Annotated in this window: 14 protein-coding genes; 4 read left to right on the top strand and 10 right to left on the bottom strand. The window is 75.2% G+C overall.

From position 1 onward, the window contains the following. Positions 1–19: 19 nt before the first annotated feature. The gene (locus OHT61_RS11390) at positions 20–1,858 is read right to left on the bottom strand and encodes a glycoside hydrolase family 3 protein (protein ID WP_329037456.1); all 1,839 of its coding nucleotides are present in this window, start codon (positions 1,856–1,858) and stop codon (positions 20–22) included. Between the two features lie 174 nt (positions 1,859–2,032). Then, positions 2,033–2,941, bottom strand: a complete 909-nt coding sequence (locus tag OHT61_RS11385) for a LysR family transcriptional regulator (RefSeq protein ID WP_329037455.1) — start codon at positions 2,939–2,941, stop codon at positions 2,033–2,035. 99 nt (positions 2,942–3,040) lie between these two features. Here OHT61_RS11385 and OHT61_RS11380 point away from each other — a divergent pair, with 99 nt between their 5' ends. After that, positions 3,041–3,943 carry an EamA family transporter gene (locus OHT61_RS11380; RefSeq protein WP_329037452.1) on the top strand — a complete coding sequence of 301 codons (903 nt, stop codon included), beginning with the start codon at positions 3,041–3,043 and terminating at the stop codon, positions 3,941–3,943. Position 3,944: 1 nt separating this feature from the next. On the opposite strand, the gene OHT61_RS11375 is transcribed toward OHT61_RS11380, so the two are convergent. From OHT61_RS11375 to OHT61_RS11345, 7 genes are all read right to left on the bottom strand, one after another. Next, the gene (locus tag OHT61_RS11375; protein WP_329037450.1) at positions 3,945–4,733 is read right to left on the bottom strand and encodes a sugar phosphate isomerase/epimerase family protein; all 789 of its coding nucleotides are present in this window, start codon (positions 4,731–4,733) and stop codon (positions 3,945–3,947) included. A gap of 109 nt (positions 4,734–4,842) precedes the next feature. Next, complete coding sequence (locus OHT61_RS11370) at positions 4,843–5,418, bottom strand: GAF domain-containing protein (protein ID WP_329043200.1); 576 nt, start codon at positions 5,416–5,418, stop codon at positions 4,843–4,845. A gap of 4 nt (positions 5,419–5,422) precedes the next feature. Then, positions 5,423–6,304: a S8 family peptidase gene (locus OHT61_RS11365; protein ID WP_329037448.1), complete on the bottom strand. Its 882-nt coding sequence runs from the start codon at positions 6,302–6,304 to the stop codon at positions 5,423–5,425. 3 nt (positions 6,305–6,307) lie between these two features. Continuing rightward, complete coding sequence (locus OHT61_RS11360) at positions 6,308–9,427, bottom strand: adenylate/guanylate cyclase domain-containing protein (RefSeq protein ID WP_329037446.1); 3,120 nt, start codon at positions 9,425–9,427, stop codon at positions 6,308–6,310. 82 nt (positions 9,428–9,509) lie between these two features. Further along, complete coding sequence (locus OHT61_RS11355) at positions 9,510–9,755, bottom strand: aroma-sacti cluster domain-containing protein (RefSeq protein WP_329037444.1); 246 nt, start codon at positions 9,753–9,755, stop codon at positions 9,510–9,512. Next, positions 9,752–10,486 carry an iron-containing redox enzyme family protein gene (locus OHT61_RS11350; protein WP_329037440.1) on the bottom strand — a complete coding sequence of 245 codons (735 nt, stop codon included), beginning with the start codon at positions 10,484–10,486 and terminating at the stop codon, positions 9,752–9,754. Before OHT61_RS11350 ends, OHT61_RS11355 begins: the two co-directional genes overlap by 4 nt. Then, entirely contained in the window at positions 10,483–11,568 is a 1,086-nt protein-coding gene (locus OHT61_RS11345; protein WP_329037439.1) for a radical SAM protein, read from the bottom strand. Before OHT61_RS11345 ends, OHT61_RS11350 begins: the two co-directional genes overlap by 4 nt. A 359-nt stretch (positions 11,569–11,927) precedes the next feature. Between OHT61_RS11345 and OHT61_RS11340 the strand changes: the two genes are divergently transcribed. The 3 genes from OHT61_RS11340 to lanKC all read left to right on the top strand — a co-directional run bounded on the left by OHT61_RS11340 (position 11,928) and on the right by lanKC (position 16,304). Continuing rightward, entirely contained in the window at positions 11,928–12,086 is a 159-nt protein-coding gene (locus tag OHT61_RS11340) for a hypothetical protein (RefSeq protein WP_329037437.1), read from the top strand. Positions 12,087–12,260: 174 nt separating this feature from the next. Then, a complete protein-coding gene (locus OHT61_RS11335; RefSeq protein ID WP_329037435.1) occupies positions 12,261–13,616 on the top strand; it encodes an MFS transporter in 1,356 nt (451 codons plus the stop codon). Positions 13,617–13,688: 72 nt separating this feature from the next. Beyond that, positions 13,689–16,304, top strand: coding sequence for a class III lanthionine synthetase LanKC (lanKC, locus tag OHT61_RS11330; protein ID WP_329037433.1), 2,616 nt, complete (start codon positions 13,689–13,691; stop codon positions 16,302–16,304). On the opposite strand, the gene OHT61_RS11325 is transcribed toward lanKC, so the two are convergent. Then, positions 16,291–18,174: an AfsR/SARP family transcriptional regulator gene (locus OHT61_RS11325; RefSeq protein ID WP_329037432.1), complete on the bottom strand. Its 1,884-nt coding sequence runs from the start codon at positions 18,172–18,174 to the stop codon at positions 16,291–16,293. The genes lanKC and OHT61_RS11325 overlap by 14 nt on opposite strands. Between the last annotated feature and the right edge of the window lie 21 nt (positions 18,175–18,195).

Genomic DNA, 18,195 nt, shown 5'->3' with positions numbered 1-18,195 from the left:
GGCCCGCGTGTGCGGGGACTCAGGACCTGTACGACAGCCCGTAGCCCACCGGGTACAGCGCCTGCGTGGGCGCGTCCGCCCGCTGCACCGGCACCGGGAGCCGTCCGCCCGGCTCGGCCCGGCCCGCGATCACCCGTGCGGCGGCCCGCAGTTCGACGTCGGTCCACGAGTAGGCGGCGAGGCTCGCCGTGTAGCCCGTGCCCGCCAGCTGGGCGATGTCGTAGGGGTTCCGGATCGCGAGTGTGATCACCGGGACGCCGGTCGCCGCGAGCGCGCGGACCAGGGTGCGCTGCGAACTGGTGGCCGACACGTTGTAGGTGCCGACGATCACCGCGTCCTTGCCCGCGGCGGCGGCCACCGCCTCGTCGATCTTCGCCTGGGCGGGAGCCGTGCCGGTCGACAGCGCCGTCGCCGTGTACCCCAGTTCCCCGAAGGCCGCGGCCAGCGTCGTGGTCGGAGGTCCCGTCGTCCCGGACGGCGAGGCCGGATCCGCACCCACCACCAGGAGGTCGCGGTGGGAGCGGCGGGAGAGGGGCAGCAGCGAACCCTCGTTCGCGAGCAGCGTGGTCGTCCGTTCCGCGATCCGGTCGGCGGCGGCCAGGTGCGACCGCACCCCGACCGTGCGGTCGACTCCCCGGTGGGTGACGTAGGGGTCGCGGAACAGGCCGAGCCTCGTCTTCAGCCGCAGGATGCGCAGGATCGATTCCTCGATGCGCGCCTCGCCGATCTCCCCGCTCTTCACGGCATTCAGCACCGCGTTCCAGGCGACCTTCAGGTCCGGCGGGTTGAGCAGCTGGTCGACACCGGCCAGCAGGGCCAGGACGGGGACGCGCTCGTCGCCGTACTTCGTGCGGACGCCCTCCATGCCCAGGGCGTCGGTGACCACGACGCCGTCGTAGCCGAGTTCCTCGCGCAGGATGCCGGTGAGGATCGGGCGCGACAGGGTCGCCGGGTCCTCGGACGGGTCCAGGGCGGGCACCACGATGTGCGCCGTCATGATCGAGTCGATTCCGGCGGCCACCGCGGCGCGGAACGGGGGTGCGTCGAGCTCGGCCCACTGTTCCCGGGTGTGGGTGATGACCGGCAGGCCCGTGTGGCTGTCGGTGCTGGTGTCGCCGTGGCCGGGGAAGTGCTTGGCCGTCGAGGCGATCCCGGCGCCCTGATAGCCCTTCACCTGGGCGGCCACCATGGCGGCCACGGACCGGGGGTCGGAACCGAAGGAGCGCACCCCGATGACCGGGTTGGCGGGGTTCACGTTGACGTCCGCGTCCGGCGCGTAGTTCTGGTTGATGCCCATGGCCGCCAGTTCGGCCCCGGCGATCAGGCCCGCCCTGCGCGCGTCGGAGGGCGAACCGCCCGCGCCCAGCGCCATGGCACCCGGCAGCAGGGTCGCCGGCTCCCCGACGCGGCACACGATGCCGTGCTCCTGGTCCGTGGAGACGAGGAGCGGCAGCGGGGTGCGTCCGGCGAGGCCCGCGCGCTGGATGCCGTTGGAGAGGTCGGCGATCTGGTGCGGGTCGCGGGTGTTGTGCGCCCAGGCGAAGTAGATGATCCCGCCGACGTGGTACGTCGAGATCAGCTCGGCGGCCGTGCGGACCCCGATCTCCTTGAGGTTGGCGTCGATGTCCGCCTGGTCCGGCTCGGTGGCGGAGTGGCCGTACACCCGCATCACGAAGAGCTGGCCGACCTTCTCCTCCAGGCTCATCCGGGAGATGAGCCGCTTGAGGTGCCTGTCGGAGGCCGCGCCGGACGCGGATGCCTGGGCGCTGCCGGGAACGGCTGCCACTCCGGTCACGGCGGCCACGGCCGTGGCCGCCGTGGCGGTGAGCAGGGTGCGCCTGGAGGTGCGGTAGTGCACGTGAGCCCCTTCCGGTACTGAAAGAAACTTCCAAGAAGTACGGATATATGGAAAGTAACTACCAGTCAAGGGGGCGGTCCGAGATCGACGGGCGCGCGAGAGGGGCGGCGGGCATGGCGGGCCCCGCCCGCGCCGTCCCTGCCGGCGGCGCGGGTCCCGGTGCCGGACCCGCCGTCAGGACAGCCCGGCGCCCGCCCCGTGCCCCCGCAGCGCGGACACCGCGGCGACGACCGCGGGGCGCCGCGCCGTCTCCGTGCGCCACAGCGCGTACAGCCGTCGCACCGGCACGGGGTCCAGGCGTACGGCCACCACGCCCGACGGCAGCGGGCCCCGGCCCAGCCTGGGGATCATGGCGACGCCGAGACCGGTGGCGACCAGGGCGAGCTGCGTGTGGTTCTCCTCCGCCTGATGCCGGATGTCCGGCTCGCAGCCCGCCGCGCGCAACGTGCGGACGAGCCAGTCGTGGCACACCGTGCCCGGCGGCTGGCACACCCAGCGCTCCCGGGCCAGCTCCTCCCGCCGCACCGGACCCCGCCCGGCGAGAGCATGCCCCTCGGGCACCAGCAGATCGCACCGGTCGTCACCGAGCACCGCCTGCGAGACGCCCTCCGGGGCCGGCAGCGGTGCGATGTCCCAGTCGTGCGCGACCGCCAGGTCGATCACGCCCTTCGCCACCAGGTCGACCGACAGGTGGGGGTCGACCTCCGTCAGCCGGGCGTCCAGCGCCGGATGCTCCACGGCCAGATCCGCCAGCACCCCGGGCAGCAGCCCGCGCGCCGCCGAGGCGAACGCGCCGATCGACAGCCGCCCGGTGGGCCGGCCCCTGCGCTCCTCCAGCGTCGTCTCGGCCTGCTCCACGATCGCCAGCAACCGCTGCGCGGTGTCCGCGAGATGCAGTGCGTCGTCGGTGAGGGCGACACCGCGCCCGCGCCGTTCGAGGAGCGTCGTGCGGGTCTCCCGCTCCAGCTTGGTGATCTGCTGCGACACCGCCGAGGCCGTGTAGCCCAGCGCGGCCGCGGCACCCGCGACGGAGCCGTGGACGGAGACGGCGTGCAGGGCGCGCAGCCGGGACAGATCGAGCACCGTGACCTCCGGGCGGACTGGAAGCGTAAGCAGTGCTCAATCCAACCATGAAGAAATCCGCGCTGGTGCTTCACGGTCCGCGCACCGGATGCTCGGTGCATGCGTCCTTCCCACATCGCCCTGGCCGCGCTGGTCGCCGCCGTCTGGGGCGTGAACTTCGTCGTCGTCGAGCTGGGGCTCGCCCACTTCCCGCCCCTGCTCTTCTCGGCCCTGCGCTTCCTCGTCGCCGCGCTCCCCGCCGTCTTCCTCGTCGGGCGTCCCACCGTCGCCTGGAAGTGGATCATCGGGGTCGGTCTCGCGCTCGGCGTCGCCAAGTTCGGGCTGCTCTTCATCGGCATGGACCGGGGGATGCCCGCCGGGCTGTCCTCCCTCGTCCTCCAGGTCCAGGCCGTCTTCACCGCCCTCTTCGCGGCCCTGGCGCTCGGTGAACGGCCGGGCGGGGTGAAGGTCCTGGGCATGGGCATCGCACTCGCGGGTATCGGGGTGGCCGCCGTTGACGAGGGGGCGGGCGGGCCCGTGCTCGCCTTCGTCCTCGTGATCCTCGCCGCTGCATGCTGGGGCGTGTCCAACGTGATCACCCGCAAGGCCGCCCCGCCGGACTCCCTCAACTTCATGGTGTGGGTCTCGACCGTGCCGGTGCTGCCGCTGCTCGGCCTCTCCCTGCTCTTCGAGGGCTGGGACCGTGACACCGAGGCCCTGTCCGCGCTCGACCCGGCCGGCGCCGGAACCGTCCTCTACGTCGCCTGGATCTCCACCGTCTTCGGCTTCGCGGCCTGGGGCTTCCTGCTCCGCCACCATCCCGCCTCGTCCGTGGCCCCGTTCACCCTGCTGGTCCCCGTCTTCGGGATGTCCTCGGCCGCCCTCCTGCTGGGCGAGCCGGTCAGCCCCCTGCGCTGGTGCGCGGCGGCGCTGCTCGTCGGCGGGGTGGCGCTCACCTCGCTCGCCCGGCCCCGTGCCGCCGCGGCCCCACCGCCGGCGGAGGCCCGAGGGGTACGCGTCTGAGCTACTGCTTCGGCGAGCCGAGCCGCAGGACGTGCTCCCGTCCCGCGGTCAGCAGCTCCGGCAGACCGGCGGCTCCGGGATACCAGCGCTTCTCGTACTCCCAGCAGACCCAGCTGTCCGCGTCCAGCGTGTCCAGGCAGGCCTTCAGGGGCAGCACGCCGGCGCCGAGCGCGAGCGGCGCGGTGTCCTCGGCGGACGCGATGTCCTTGATCTGGACGTACCCCAGGTGCGGTGCGAGGACGGCATGGCTCGCGGCAGGCTCCTCGCCGGCCAGCCAGGTGTGCATGACGTCCCATAGCGCGCCGATCCGCCCGTGCCCGACGGTGCCCACCACGCGGGCCACGTCGGCCCCGGCGCGGTGCGAGTCGTGGGTCTCCAGCAGGATGCGAACGCCCAGGTCCGCGGCGTGCGGGGCGGCGGCGCCCAGCCGGCGCGCGGCGACGGCGTCGGCCTCCGCGGGATCCTGGTCGCCGCCTCCGGGGAACACCCGGACGTACGGCGCCCCGAGGTCGTGGGCCAGCTCCACCAGTCCGGCGAGCTCCGCGAGCACCGGTTCGTCGTCACCCGCGGCGGCGGCCTTCGCATACCCGGCCACCGTCAGGATCTCGACACCGCCGCGCTTGAACTCGTCCGCCACCGCGGCCCGTTCGGCCGGCCCCAGACCGGGGTGCACCGGCTCCTCCGGGTGGGCGCGCAGCTCGACCCCCTGGTAGCCGTGCCCGGACGCGAGGCGCACCACCTCCGCGACGGGCATGCCCGGTACTCCGAGGGTCGAGAAAGCGAGCTTCACGATCTGTGTCCTTCCGCTGGGAGCCTGCGCGGGAACGGCCCGGCACTCACCCGGCTCCTGCCCCCCGGAACAGGCCGTCACTCCCACGGAACCCCCAGCGTACGGACCCTCAGCCCGTGCCCCGCAGCAGTCGCTCCAGGCTGCCGAGCAACTGGAGCGCGTCCTCGCGGCGTTCGCCCTCCAGGGCCCGCCCGCCGGTGGCCGCCGCCTGCGGAGCGAGCACCCGCAGCGCCGCCGCCGCCTGCCGGGCGAACATCGCCAGCAGGTCCAGTTCGCGGACGCCCGACCGCGCCTGGGGGGAGGGATCCAGCACCTCCAGCACCCCGAGGACGCGCGACTCGCTGATCAGCGGGGCGGCCATCAGGGCGTCCGGGACGTACGCGGTGGACTCCGCCAGCGAGCGGTCGAACGACGTGTTCCGGCTCAGGTCGTCCACCACCATCGGCTCACCCGACGTCGCCACCCAGCCGGCGATGCCGCGGCCCGCGGGGAACCTGCGCCCCACCAGGAACGCCTCGCCCTCACCGGAGACCGCCTGGAAGACCAGCTCGTCCGCCTCCTCGTCCAGCAGGCAGACGGAGCTGGCCGCCGCCCCGAAGATCGCCCGCGCCACGTCGACGACGGACTGAAGCAGCTCGTGGCGGGCGGCGTCACCCGGGGGGCGGACGGTCGGGGAGGGGAGCATGGCGTCAGTTCTCGGAGTCGTCACGGGTGTCTCCTGCCGCTGTGGAAGGACGCGGGTCCGCGTGCACGTTGGCCGCGGAGAGGTAGAGGGCGTTCTTGAGCTGGAAGGCCGTCATGCGGGGATGTCCTGAGAGGACGCGGGCGCAGAGCCCCGCGACGTACGGGGTGGCGAAGCTGTTCCCCGTGGTGCGGATCGTCCGGCCGCCCAGCCACGGCACGGACACGTTCTGGCCGGGACCGAAGAACTCCACCGGGGGCTCGGGGTTGTAGAGGTGGAGCTCGTCGTCCTCCTGGTGGCTGCCCACCGAGATCACCGAGGCGAACCGCCAGGGATAGCTCTCCACGGGAGTGTTGTGCGCGGAGGCGACGATCACCGTGCGGCCGAAGTAGGCCCGGTCGGCGAGGCCGTGCAGCTCCGGGGCGAACCGGGCGCGCGTGGTCGACAGGCTCAGGTTCACCACGTCGAAGCGCTGCTCCACGGCCCAGCGGAGCCCGGCCATCAGTACCTCGCCGGTACCGGAGAACCGCTCGCCCAGCACCCGGACGCTGTGGATCTCGCAGTCGGGCGCGGTGCGGCGGATGATCCCCGCGCACGCCGTGCCGTGCCCGCACGTGTCGCCGGTGTCCGTCGGCTCGACCGTGACCGCCCCGCTCTCCGGGTCCTTGACCACCACCCAGGAACTCTCCACCGGGCCGACCAGCGGGTGGTCGAGCTCCACCCCGGAGTCCACCACGCAGACGCGCACCCCGCGCCCGGTCGCCTGCCGTGCGGGCAGACCGCCCGGCGGCCCCTCGTCCGCGGGGACCGGTACGTCGTCGGGGCCGCGTCCGCGCAGGCTCCAGGTGAGTCCCTGCCCCGGGACCGTGCCTGTTCCGACGGTTCCCATCGGTCAGCTCCTCTCCGTCGTGGTGACCATGGCCTCGTCCGGCACGCAGCCGGCGGCCCGGCGGGCCCCCGGCAGGTGCCCCTTGCTCACGAAGTGCTCCCGCGCGACACGCGCCGAGGCCAGCGCGGGGGCCTGCCGCCCCAGCGCGAACAGGGTGCGGGCCCGGTCCAGTTCGGCCGTCGCCCGGACCAGCGGGGAGTCCGTGAGCAGCGACGCCCGTACGGCCCGGTCCGCGTGGCCCGCGGCCTCCGCCGGCCGTCCGGCCGCGGCGGCCAGGCGGCCCCGGAGTCCGTTCAGGTCGACGGCGTCCGCCGGGCTCAGCTCCGACGCCTCTCCCAGGCCCGCGATCCAGCCGCCCGCCCGCCCGGCCCGCCCCTCGTCCAGCTCGATCCGGGCCGCGTCCAGCGCCACGGCGGTCCGCAGCCCCGCCGCGTCGGCACGCCGGGCCGCCTCGTCGGCCCGGGCCAGCAGCTCCAGCGCCGTGCCGGCGTGTCCGAGCAGTGCCTCGACGGCGGCCCGGAAGACGGGCAGGAACACCTCCGCCTCGGCGAACCGCAGCTTCGCGGCCAGCTCCCGGGCCTCGGAGAGGCAGGCGTACGCCTCGCCGGGCCGGTCCTGGAGCGCGTACAGCACCGCCAAGGGGCAGTTCAGGGTCAGCCTGACCGTCGGGCGGCCCTCCCCGTGCGCGGCCAGCAGACCCAGGCAGCGGGCCACCGCCTCGGGGGCCGGTACGGGGCCGCGCCACAGCGAGATGCCGATGGCCCCGAGCGCCCCGGCCCGTTCCGGTTCCGCCCCGGCCAGGACCGCCTGCTCCAGGGCGCACGCCTGGTCGCGTTCCGCCTCCTCGTGCCGGCCGGCCTGCTGGAGGTGCTGGGCCAGCCGCAGATGGGACCTGGCCCGGCCGACCGCGTCGCCCGCCGCCTCGAAGACCGGCAGCACCGCCCGCGCCGTCGCCGTGAGCCCGGGGCCGGGACCCGAGGGGTCCAGCACCGCGAGCGCGAGCCTGGCGTGCGCGGACTCCACCGACGCCGAGTCCAGTGCGGCCACGCGGCGCAGCAGTGACGCCCCGCTCGCGGTCCTCCCCAGCGCCAACCGGACCTCGCCGAGCCTGCGGACCGAGCCCGCGTCGTCCGGATCGAGCTCGACCGCCCGCTCCAGCAGGTCGTCCGCCCAGGCGAGGTCCGACCGGGACGCCGCCTGTGCCCCGGCGCGGCCCAGCGCGGCGGCGGCCCGCCCGCGCAGCCGCAGGGTCCGGTCGTCGAGCAGGCCGAGCTCCGTCCGGTAGCGGCAGGCCCGTTCGAGATGGCCGCCGACGGCCCCGTCACCGGCCCGCAGCACCGCGGGGAGTTCGGCCGCCCAGGCATGACGGTCCGCCTTGGCACGCTTGGACAGCGACGCGTACGTCACCTCGTGCACCAGCCCGCTGCTGAACCGGTACGCCGCCGGCTCCGGCCCCGTACCCGGCTCCACCAGCCGCCGCCCGGCCAGCGCCACCAGCACCTCCTCGATGAGCTCCAGCCGCTGCGCCCGGTCGGCGGTGGACACGCTCACCGCCGCCGGGCCCCGGAGTTCCGCCAGACGCGCGGACGTCTCCAGCAGCAGGAGCTCCGCCGAGGTGAACTCGCGGCCGATCACGGCGGCGAGGCCGACCATGGTCCGTTCGGTCCGGGCCAGCGCCCCGATCCGGGCGCCCAGCAGAGCCTGGAGCGTGGGAGGCAGCCCGGCCCCGGGGCCGTCCGTACGGCCGTCGACGAGGAGCTGTTCGAGGTAGAGCGGGTTGCCCTCGGCACGGGACAGGAGCCGTCCGTCCACCGGTCCCGCACCGCCGTCGAGCCGCGCCAGCAGACCGGCGAGCCGGGCACTCTCCTCCCGGGGCAGGCCGGTGAGCTGGAGGCAGTCCGCGGGGCTCTCCGTCCCGTCCGGCCGGCCCGCGCACACGATCAGCACACCGGCGGGCCCCGAGCCGTCCGCCAGCCGCTCCAGGGTGCGCGTCAGCAGGGGCGCCGCCTCGTGCGTGTCGTCGAGCACCAGCACGAAGGGCCTCTCCCGGGCCGCACGGCCCAGCGCCGTCGCCAGCGCCGCGCACATGTCCTCGAACGGGGCGTTGGGCGTACCGTCGCGCAGCAGCCCCGCCGACAGCAGGGCCATCGCGTCGCCGGCCGTCCCGGCCTCCTGGCCGGCGGCGAGGGCCGGCAGGGTGCGCAGGGCGTCGGCGAGGGGGGTGAGCGTGCCCTGGTCCCCGTGTCCGCGGCACCGGCCGGCGCCGTAGGAGAGGGCCCCCGAGGCGGACCGCAGGGCCAGCCACTCCCGTACCAGCCGGGTCTTGCCGATGCCGGGCTCGCCGACGACGCGCAGCAGCCCGGTCCGCCCCGCGCGCACCGTGTCCGACAGGGCGGCGTCCAGCGCGTCCCGCTCGGTACGGCGCCCGACGAAGGGCACGTCGAAGCGGCGCAGCAGCTCCGGGTCGTCCGCGCCGAGGGCCAGCAGCCGGTAGGCCTCCACACTGTCCTGCTTGCCCTTGAGCCGGAGCGGCCCGGTGGGCTCGGCGGAGACCGTGGGCCCGGCGGCGAGCAGGGTGTCCGGGCCGAGGAGGATCTCACCGGCCCCGGCGTGCTGTTCCAGGCGCGCGGCGATGTTCACGGTCTCCCCGGACACCAGCGCCTGACGGGCCGACGCGTCGCCGCCGGCCACCACCTGGCCGGTGTTGACACCGATCCGGGTGGCGAGGCGGATGCCCAGCGTGCCGTGCAGCTCCTCGTTGAGCGCCGCCAGCGCGTCCCGCATGCCGAGAGCGGCGGCCAGCGCCCGCCGGGCGTCGTCCTCCCGCACCACCGGCACCCCGAACACCGCCATCACCGCGTCACCGATGAACTTCTCCGGAGTACCGCCCCTGGCCACGATCTGCGCGCTCATCGCCTCGAAGTACCGCAGCGTCACCGTGCGCAGGGTCTCGGGGTCCAGCACCCCCGACAGTGCGGTGGAGCCGACGAGATCGCAGAACAGCACCGTCACCGGCTTGCGTTCGTCCTCCCCGGGCACGGCGGCGACGGCGCACGGCGTCCCGCAGGACGAGCAGAACCTGGCGTCCTCCGGCAGGTCCTGGCGGCACGTGGTGCAGTTCATGACGTTCCCTTCTCTCCGGGGCTGGGGCCGCGCCGCTGCCGGGTGGGCGGGGCCGCAGCGGCCCCGCCCACCCGGGAACCGCTCAGAACAGGGCGCCGCCGGCGATCTCGCCGTGGGCCTGGACCTCGGGTTCCACCGCGTCCAGCCGGCTCTTGATGTCGAGCAGCACGGCGAGCTCCTCCTCCGTGAGCTCGCTGAGCACCAGGCGCTGTTCGTCGGTGAGCATGTCCACCGGCAGACCGGCCTCGTACAACGCGTCCGGCAGCGGGGGCCGTCCACCCTCGCCGGGCCCGCGGGGGGCGCCGTTGCCTTCGGATGGTCGGGTCATGGGGTGACTCCCGTCGGTGTGGAGGGTCCGGCCCCCCGGGGCGGCGGCGCCGCACCGGAGCGCCCGAGCCGGACGAACAGCCGGGTGAGCGCGTCGAGGGAGTGCAGGGCGCTGACCGTCACGTCCGATTCCTGGCCACGGGTCAGCGGCAGCCGGTCCAGCAGGGCGTACAGCTCGTCCAGGTGCCCCGTGTCCAGCGCCGCGTGCTCCCGCACCGTCCGCAGGGCGGCGTCCGGCAGGCCGGTCGTCGCCGCGATCCGGGACGTCAGGTCCGCGGCGGGCGCGTATCCCTCCAGCACCGCGATGTAGCCGAGCAGGGCCACCGGGTGGTGGTGCTCGACCCAGTAGTACTGGGAGCCCGCGAGCGCCGCGACGACCGGGGACGGCATCGGACCGAGCGCGTCGCCGGGCCGCGAGCCCGCCGCCAGGATGTCCTCCAGCAGCCAGGCGTCGTGGCCCTCCTCCTCCTTGATGTGCTCGCGCAGGTAGGCCGCCAGCGGGCCGGCCAGCGGATCCCCGCAGACGTCCAGCAGCGTGGCCCGTTCCAGGGCGCGTTCCATCAGGGGGACGGACGCCCGCACCACGGCGTGCATGGCGCACAGGTAGCGCCGGTAGCGCGGCAGCAGTTCCTCGGCGCGCCACATGTGCTCCATGGCGCCCAGCAGCCGCCCGTCCAGCAGCCCCAGGGTGACCCGCAGCCGTGCCGAGGAACTCGGCGCCGGGGCGCTCACCGGGAACCGTCCCCGGCGGGCACGCGGGCCACGACCAGGGGCGCGTACGCGGCGCAGCCGTGGTGCCGTACGACGCCCACCGGCCCCTCCGCCGCCCCGCGGCGGGCCGCGGTCAGGTCCAGCAGCGCCCCGGCGGCGCCCGCCGCCACCGAGCGGGCCGTGTCCGCGACCCTGCCGTCCGACCCCAGGGACCGGCATCCGTGGCAGTACGAGCCACCGTCGGGGGAGGCCCCGGCGCGGGCGGCCAGGTGGGCGGGACCGACCGTGCGGATCATGCGCAGCACCGGTGACTCCAGGGCCCGGCCGCGCACGGTCGCCCAGTCGTCGGTGTCGACGTGCCCCAGGTACAGGTGCGCGGGGGCGGGCCGCAGGTCCACGGTGTCCTGGTTGCAGCAGGCGAGCACCGCGCCGTCGAAGGCGACCACCGGCCAGGCGGCCATGGCGCACGGGGACACCGAGCCGGCGTCCGGGCCGGGGCGGGCGGGAGCGGCCCAGGAAGCGGCCCTGCCGAACGCCCGTACCTCGTTGACCAGCGAGGGGACCCGGCCGCCGAACTCCTCGTCGACGGCGCGGGTGATGTCGGCGAGGTAGGGGTCGTCGGCGCCCGTACCGGTGAGGTGGAAGCTCACCGCCACACCCGTCTCCCGGATCCGGTGCATCGCGCGGAACACGTCGGCCCGGGGGATCTCCCGCTCGTGGTGGGCGTCGAGGCTGGCGGAGAAGTGGTCCACGCTCCTGACGGCGCGCAGGACCGGCGGCGGGATCTCCCGGGACCGGGCGAAGAACATGCCGCTGAGCAGCGCCGTACGCGATCCGGCGGCGCGGGCCCGGGTGCTCAGCTCCTCGACGAGCGCGGGCAGCAGCAGCGGTTCGCCACCGGTCAGCATCACCACGTCGGGACGGTTCTCCCGGGTGAACGAGCCGACGAAGCGCACCAGCCGGGCCGCGTCCGGTTCCTGACGTGTCGTCATGGATGAGCCGGTCGAGCAGTGGGCGCAGCTCAGCGGGCAGCGCCGGGTGAGGCCGAGCAGCAGGCCGGCGGCGGGGAAGGGCCGCCGTCCGACGAGTTCGCCGAGTTCCATGCGGGGCCGCCTCCTTCTGGGGGCCGGAGCGGGCGCGCCGGGGGCCGTTTCCCGTGGAGCACCGGCGTGCGCGGACGTGCACCCAGGCTGCGGGGCGGTGGTTCGGCACCGGTCCACCGATGGTTCGGGAGCGGTATGGGCGCAGCTCAGGCCGGGTGCCGGGCCCGCCGAGGAGGCCGGGTGCGGCGTACGGAGCGGCTCCGAGCTGGGCCGATACCGGAGCCATACCGCTGCCGAAGCGATCGCCAGGCGGGGCCTCCTAACTTTCTCGGCAACGGCAGGCAACGGCCCGCCGCACCGGAAACCCGGCACCTCAGGGCCCCCGGAACCAGTGCAGTCACGAGTGGACGGAGACCACCATGGCCGAGAACACGAAGCCCGCCGCCGACGACAACAACGAGGAGACCCCCGAGGTCGAGGCGCACTCCGTGCTGGACCTCCAGGAGACGGCCAACAAGGAGATCGAGGCGCCGGGCGGCAGCTGCGTCAGCGTGATCAGCGTCGTCCTCGCGGACTAGCCGGACGCACCGGGCGGCGCCGCGGTGGGCAGCCTCAGGAGCTCCCGCCGCGGCGCCCGGCCGGCCGGTGATGTGGGGCGGTTCCGTCACGACGGAGCCGCCCCGCCGTCGCTTCCGCGGCCCGGACGGGCCCGCACCCCTCGTCACGACCCAGACCGTCCCCGGGAGTTCACGATGACCACGCCGCTGCGCGGCAACAGGGATTTCCGGCTGCTCTGGCTGAGCGGCCTCTTCGCGGTCCTGGGCGGGCAGATGAGTTCCCTCGCCCTTCCGCTGCTGGTGCTCAAGGAGACCGGGTCCGCGGTACAGGCCGGAGCCATCGGGACGGTGTCGGTGGGAGCCGTGCTGATCACGATGCTGCCCGGCGGGGTGATGGCCGACCGTGTCGAACGCCGGCGGCTGATGCGGGTCTGCGACGTCGGCAGCCTGATCGTCGTCACCGCGCTCACCGCGGCCGTCTGGTCCGGACACGTCCCCATGCCCCTGGTCCTGCTCTGCGCCGCGGCGGGCGCCGTGATCGGCAGCGTCTACGGGCCCGCCGTCTTCGGCCTCATGCGCGCGGTCGTCCCGGCCGACCAGATGGGCACCGCCACCGCGCGGCTCCAGGCCCGCACCCAGACCGCCCGGCTCGTCGGACCCCTCGTCGGAGGAGCGCTGTTCGGCATCCACCCGGCCCTGCCGTTCGCGGCCGAGGCGCTGGGCCTCCTCCTGTCGACCGTCTGCGTGGCCCTCGTACGCACCCGGTCCCGGGCCAGGGCGAAGGCGGGGCCGGTCTTCAGCCGGCGCGAACTCCTCGCGGGCCTGACCTTCCTGTGGGGCCTGCCCTACCTCCGTACGGTCCTCCTCGTGTTCGGGCTGGGCATGAACTTCGCGTTCGGGGCGCTCACCTTCACCGCCCTGACCGCGTTCTCCGACGGGGGCACGTCGGGCGTAGGCGGCGGCTTCGTCCTCACCTGCGTCTCCGCCGGGGCGCTGTCCGGAGCACTGCTCGCGCCACGGATCAAGCCCGCCCGGCACTCCCGGGTCCTGATCGTCGCCACCTGCTGGACCTGCGTGGCGGCTGCCGGGGTGATGGCCTGGATCAGCCGGCCGGTCGTGGCCGGAGTCGTGTGCGCGCTCTGCATGTGCCTGTCGACGATCGCCAGCATCGGCTTCCTCTCGAAGCTCCTGGTCGTGACCCCCGAGGAGCGGGTGGGCCGGGTGCAGAGCGCGGCCGGCTTCCTGTCCTCCATGGTCCAGCCGTTCGGGCCGCTGGCCGGGGGCGCCCTGCTGACCGCCTTCGGCGCCCGCTGGGCCTTCGCCCTGACCGGCTGCGTCCTGGGCGTGTCCGCGCTCGTGGTCACCTTCGCCCGCTCGGCGCGGACCGAGCCGTCCCCGCACCGTGCGGAGGAGCCCGGGACCGTCACCGGCACCCAGCCCGGGACCGTCACCGGCACCGGGCCCGCGACCGTCACCGAGCCCGTCACCGAGCCCGGGGCAGGACCGGCCCGCGCACCCGCGGGCGCGAACCCCTCCGCCACCGGGGACTGATCCGCGAACCGGGACCCGCCGCCCACCGCCACCGTCCGCCGCCCCGCGGGCTTCGAGAAGAGAGAGCCGAGCGTGCCAGGCATCCAGGAAACCCAGCTGTACTGCCTCGCCGACCGTACGTACTTCGACACCCCGGCCCGGCTGCCCGACGAGGAGTCGCGGTACCGGCTCGACACCGATCCGCCCCCGGCGGGCTGGCGCCGGGAGGCCGTGGGCCTGTGGACCTCGCTCGTGCCGGAGCACGTCGAACCCGCCGAGCAGGGCTGGAAGATCCACGTGTCCACCGTCCCCGGCGAGGCCGAGGCGACCCTGCGGGACACCGCCCGGATCTGCCTCCGCCACGGGGTGCCCTTCAAGTTCCTGCGCAGCGAGAAGGCGTTGCTGCTGGTGGCGGGCAAGCACATGAACCGCAGCGGCGCGGGCAAGTTCATCGCGGCCTACCCGCCCGACGAGACCGTGTTCCTCGCGCTCGCCGAGGAACTGTCCCAGGCACTGGCGGGCCGCAGCGGCCCCTACATCCTCAGCGACCTGCGGATCGGCGACGCACCCGTCTACACACGCTACGGCGCCTACGTCCCCCGCTGGTGCGACGACGCCGACGGCCGCCGGGTCCTCGCCCTGCGGGACCCGTCCGGGAAGCTCGTCCCCGACGAGCGCGGCGTGGTGTTCCGGATGCCCTCCTGGATCGAGGTCCCCGAGGCCCTGCGCCCCCACCTCGCGGCCCGCGCCGCCGCCCGGGACGACACCTTCCCGTACACGGTCACCCAGGCCCTCCAGTTCTCCAGCGCCGGGGGGATCTACCTCGCCGAGGACCGGGCGACCGGACGGCGCGTGGTGCTGCGCGAGGCGCGCCCGCACTGCGGACTCGACGGCGCGGGCGACGACGCCGTCACCCGCCTGCACCGGGAGCACCGGGCACTGACGGCGCTGGCCGGACTCGACTGCGTACCCCGGGTGTTCGGAGTGCGGACCGTGTGGGAGCACCACTTCCTGATCGAGGAGCACATCGAGGGGAACACCCTGCTGGAGGAGATCGTCGCCCGCTTCGCCCTCGTGCGCGGGGCGGACACGGCGGACGAACTCGCCCCCTACGTCGCCTGGACCGAGTCGGTGACCGGCGAGCTCTCCCGGGCACTGGAGGCCGTCCACGCGCGCGGGCTGCGCTTCGGCGACCTGCACCCCTCCAACATCATCGTCCGGCCCGACGGGCGGATCGCCCTCGTCGACTTCGAGTACGCCACCGCCCTCGACGACCAGGACATCCCGCTGGCCGGCGCCCAGGGCCTCCAGGCGCCGCCGGGCACCCCCGGGGCGGAGGCCGACGCCTACGCGCTCTGGGCGACCTGGCTCAGCATGCTGATGCCGGTCATGGAGATGGCCGGACTGGAGGGGGCGAAGGCCCTCACCCTGGAACGCTGGGCCCGGCGGCGGTACTCGCTCCCGGCCGGAGCCGGACCCCGCCGGCCACGGCTCCTCGACGGACTGGAGGCGTCACGGCGGCGTGAGGACGAGGTGGCCGCCCTCTTCGAGGGGCCGGAGGTGGACTGGGCCGGGATCCGCACCCGCCTGCTGGCCGGAATCCACGCCGGGGCCACCCCCGGACGCGCCGACCGCCTCTTCCCGGGCGGCCCCGGCCTCTTCGCGACCGGCGGCACCGACCTCGTGAACGGTGCGGCGGGCGTCCTGTACGCCCTGCACCGGACCGGTGCGGCCGTCCCCGCCGAGTGGACCGACTGGCTCGCGGCAGCGGCCCTGCGCAGGGACCCCGCGGGGGCCGGCGGGCTCTACGACGGGCTGCCCGGCGCCGCGTTGGTGCTCTCCCTCCTGGGCCGCACCGATCAGGGACGGGAGGTGTGGGAGCGCGCGGTGTCCCGCGCACCGGTGACGGCCTCCGCCGATCTGTTCGGCGGGCGGGCCGGAACCGCGCTCGCCGCACTCCGGATGGCGCGCGTGGGCGGCACGGCCCCCGACCCCCGACTGGTCGACAGCGCCCTGCGCACCGCCCGGGACCTGGACCGGCTGGTGCGCGGCGAACAGGTGGACGGCATGCGGGCGCCGGAGTCGGCCGGGCTGCTGCACGGGCTGAGCGGAGCCGCCCTGCTCCTCCTCGAACTGCACACGCTGACCGGCGAGGACTGGCTGCGCCGGGCCGCCCGCACCGCCCTGGGACGCGAGGCCGGACACCTCGTCACCATGGACGACGGCTCGCTCCAGGTGAAGGACGGGCGGCGCCATCTGCTCTACCTCGGGCAGGGCAGTTCGGGTGTCGCACTGGTCGCCCAGGCGTACACCGCCCGCCACGAGGACGAGGAACTGAGCGCGCTGATCCCGGGCGTGGCCCAGGGCTGCGCCATGGAATTCGTCCGTGAACCCGGGCTGTTCACCGGGCGGGCGGGTCTCGCGGCCGCCGCCGGGCAGCTCGACCCCGAGACCCGGACGGGGCCCGGCGTCATGGCCTCCGTACGCAACCTCACCTGGCACCTCGTCGCCGACGAGGACCGGCTGCTCGTCCCCGGTGCGACGCTGCGTCGATTCTCCGCCGACCTCGGCACGGGGGCGGCGGGTCTGCTGCTCGCCCTGCACTTCCTGTCCGCGGGCCGCGACGGGGACACCGCCGGACGCGGCCCCCGTGTCCAGCAGGCCGGGGACGGCCTCCCCGGCCTGCTGGGCCTCCTCACCCTCGGCTGAGGAGACGGGCGGCGCCGCTTCCGGCCGAGGGGGCGGGCCCCCGCCCGACGGGCGCCTCGGGGCCCGTCTCCTCGCGGACGTACAGACAGAGGAGCCGGGGCACCTCGTACAGCGCGGCGTGTGCGGTGACCTCGCCCGAGGGGGAGGTCACCGCGCCGGCGCCGATGAGCGACTCGACCGCGCGTATCGCGCCCCGCTCGTCGCGGTCCAGCGCCGCCATCGCCCGCTCCAGCGTGAAACCGCCCTCCCCCGCGGGCCCCGCGATACGGGCCAGGGCCCCCCGGTCGGCGGCCCCCAGGTCCCGCCAGCCCGCGGCGAGCCGGGAGCGTACGGACACGTCCCCCGCGACCAGCTCGTCCAGGGCCGCCGCCGGGTCGTCGAGCCGGTCCGCGTACTCCGCCAGCGGAAGGTGCCGCAGCACCGCGAGCCGCATCCCGCTCACCGCCACCGCCAACGGCAGACCCCCGCACGCCCGCACGATGCGCACGGCGGCGGCCCGGTCCGAACGCAGCCGGTCCCCGCCGATCAGCGTCCCCAGCAGCTCCAGCGACTCGTCCTCCCCGGGGGCGGCGAGCGCCGTCCGGTGCACGGCCTCGAGACCGGCGAGCTGACCTCGGGAGGTGAGCAGCACCGAACTCCGCCCGGACCGGGGCAGCAGCCCGCGCACCGACGCCTCGTCCGCCACGTCGTCCAGCACGATCAGCGCCCGGTGCCGCGACAGCCAGTCCTGCCACGCGTTCTGGGCCTGCGCCGGGTCCGGACGGCCGGGCCCGCCCACCCCGCACAGCCGCCCCAGCTCCTCCAGCATGTCGTTCCGGGTACGGGGCACCCCGTCCTCCGTGCGCGCCCTGACGTGGACCCGCCCGTCGGGGAAGCAGTCCGCGAGCAGATGCGCCGCCCGGACGGCCAGCGCCGACTTCCCCACCCCGGCAGGGCCCGACACGACCAGCACCGCGCCCTCCGGGCACCCCGACACGTCCAGCAGCCAGGTCAGTTCGTCCTCCCGCCCGGTGAAGTGCCGGCTGTCCGCGGGCAGCGAGACACCGGCGGCCGCGCCCCGGGACGCGGAGGACCGGGCCGCCCGGCCCTCGCCGAGCATCGCCCGGTAGAGCCCCGCCATCGCCGGGCTGGGTTCCAGGCCCAGCTCCCGGGCGAGCAGCTGCCGGTAGTCGTCGTACACCGCCAGCGCCTCCGCCTGGCGCCCCGTCTGGTGCAGGGAGTTCATCCAGGCGGCGCGCAGCCTCTCCCGGAACGGGTGGCGTTCCACCAGGTCCCGCAGACCGTCCACGGTGACACCCGCCCGGCCGGTCTCGATCTCCGCCTCGGCCCAGTCCTCGTAGACCGTGAGGCAGCGGGCCTCCAGACGTTCGGCCTCCTCCGCCACCTCGGCGGAGTCCCGCAGGTCGTGCAGCGGCGGACGCTCCCCCCACAGGTCCAGCGCCTCCCGCAGCAGCCGGGCCGCGGTGCGCAGGTCGCCGCGCTCGGCCGCCGCCCGCCCCGCCCGGGCCAGCGTCCTGAAGCGCAGGGTGTCCAGCTCGCCCTCCTCCACCCGCAGCCGGTACCCGCCGCAGTCGTGCACCACCCGGCCCCGGTCGTCGCCGTCCACGGCCCCGAACAGCGCGCGGGCGGCGCTGACATAGACCTGGAGGTTCTTGCGCGCGGTCCGCGGCGGGCCCTGTGGCCACACCACGTCGGTGAGCACATCCACCGGAACGGGGGTGTTGGGCCGTGACAGCAGGGTGGCCAGGACCAGCCTCTGCTTGCGCGGCCCGAGCGGCAGCGGCCTGCCGTCGATCACCGCCGAGAGCGGCCCGAGCAGCGAGAAGTAGACCGTGCCGGGACCGCCGGGGCGGACGGGGGGAAGGGGCATCAGCGGGCCTCCTGGCGGGGG

This window comes from Streptomyces sp. NBC_00178 (assembly GCF_036206005.1).
GTDB lineage: Bacteria > Actinomycetota > Actinomycetes > Streptomycetales > Streptomycetaceae > Streptomyces.
The sequence above is the reverse complement of the archived record's forward strand: the minus strand, read 5'-3'. Positions and strand labels throughout refer to the sequence as shown.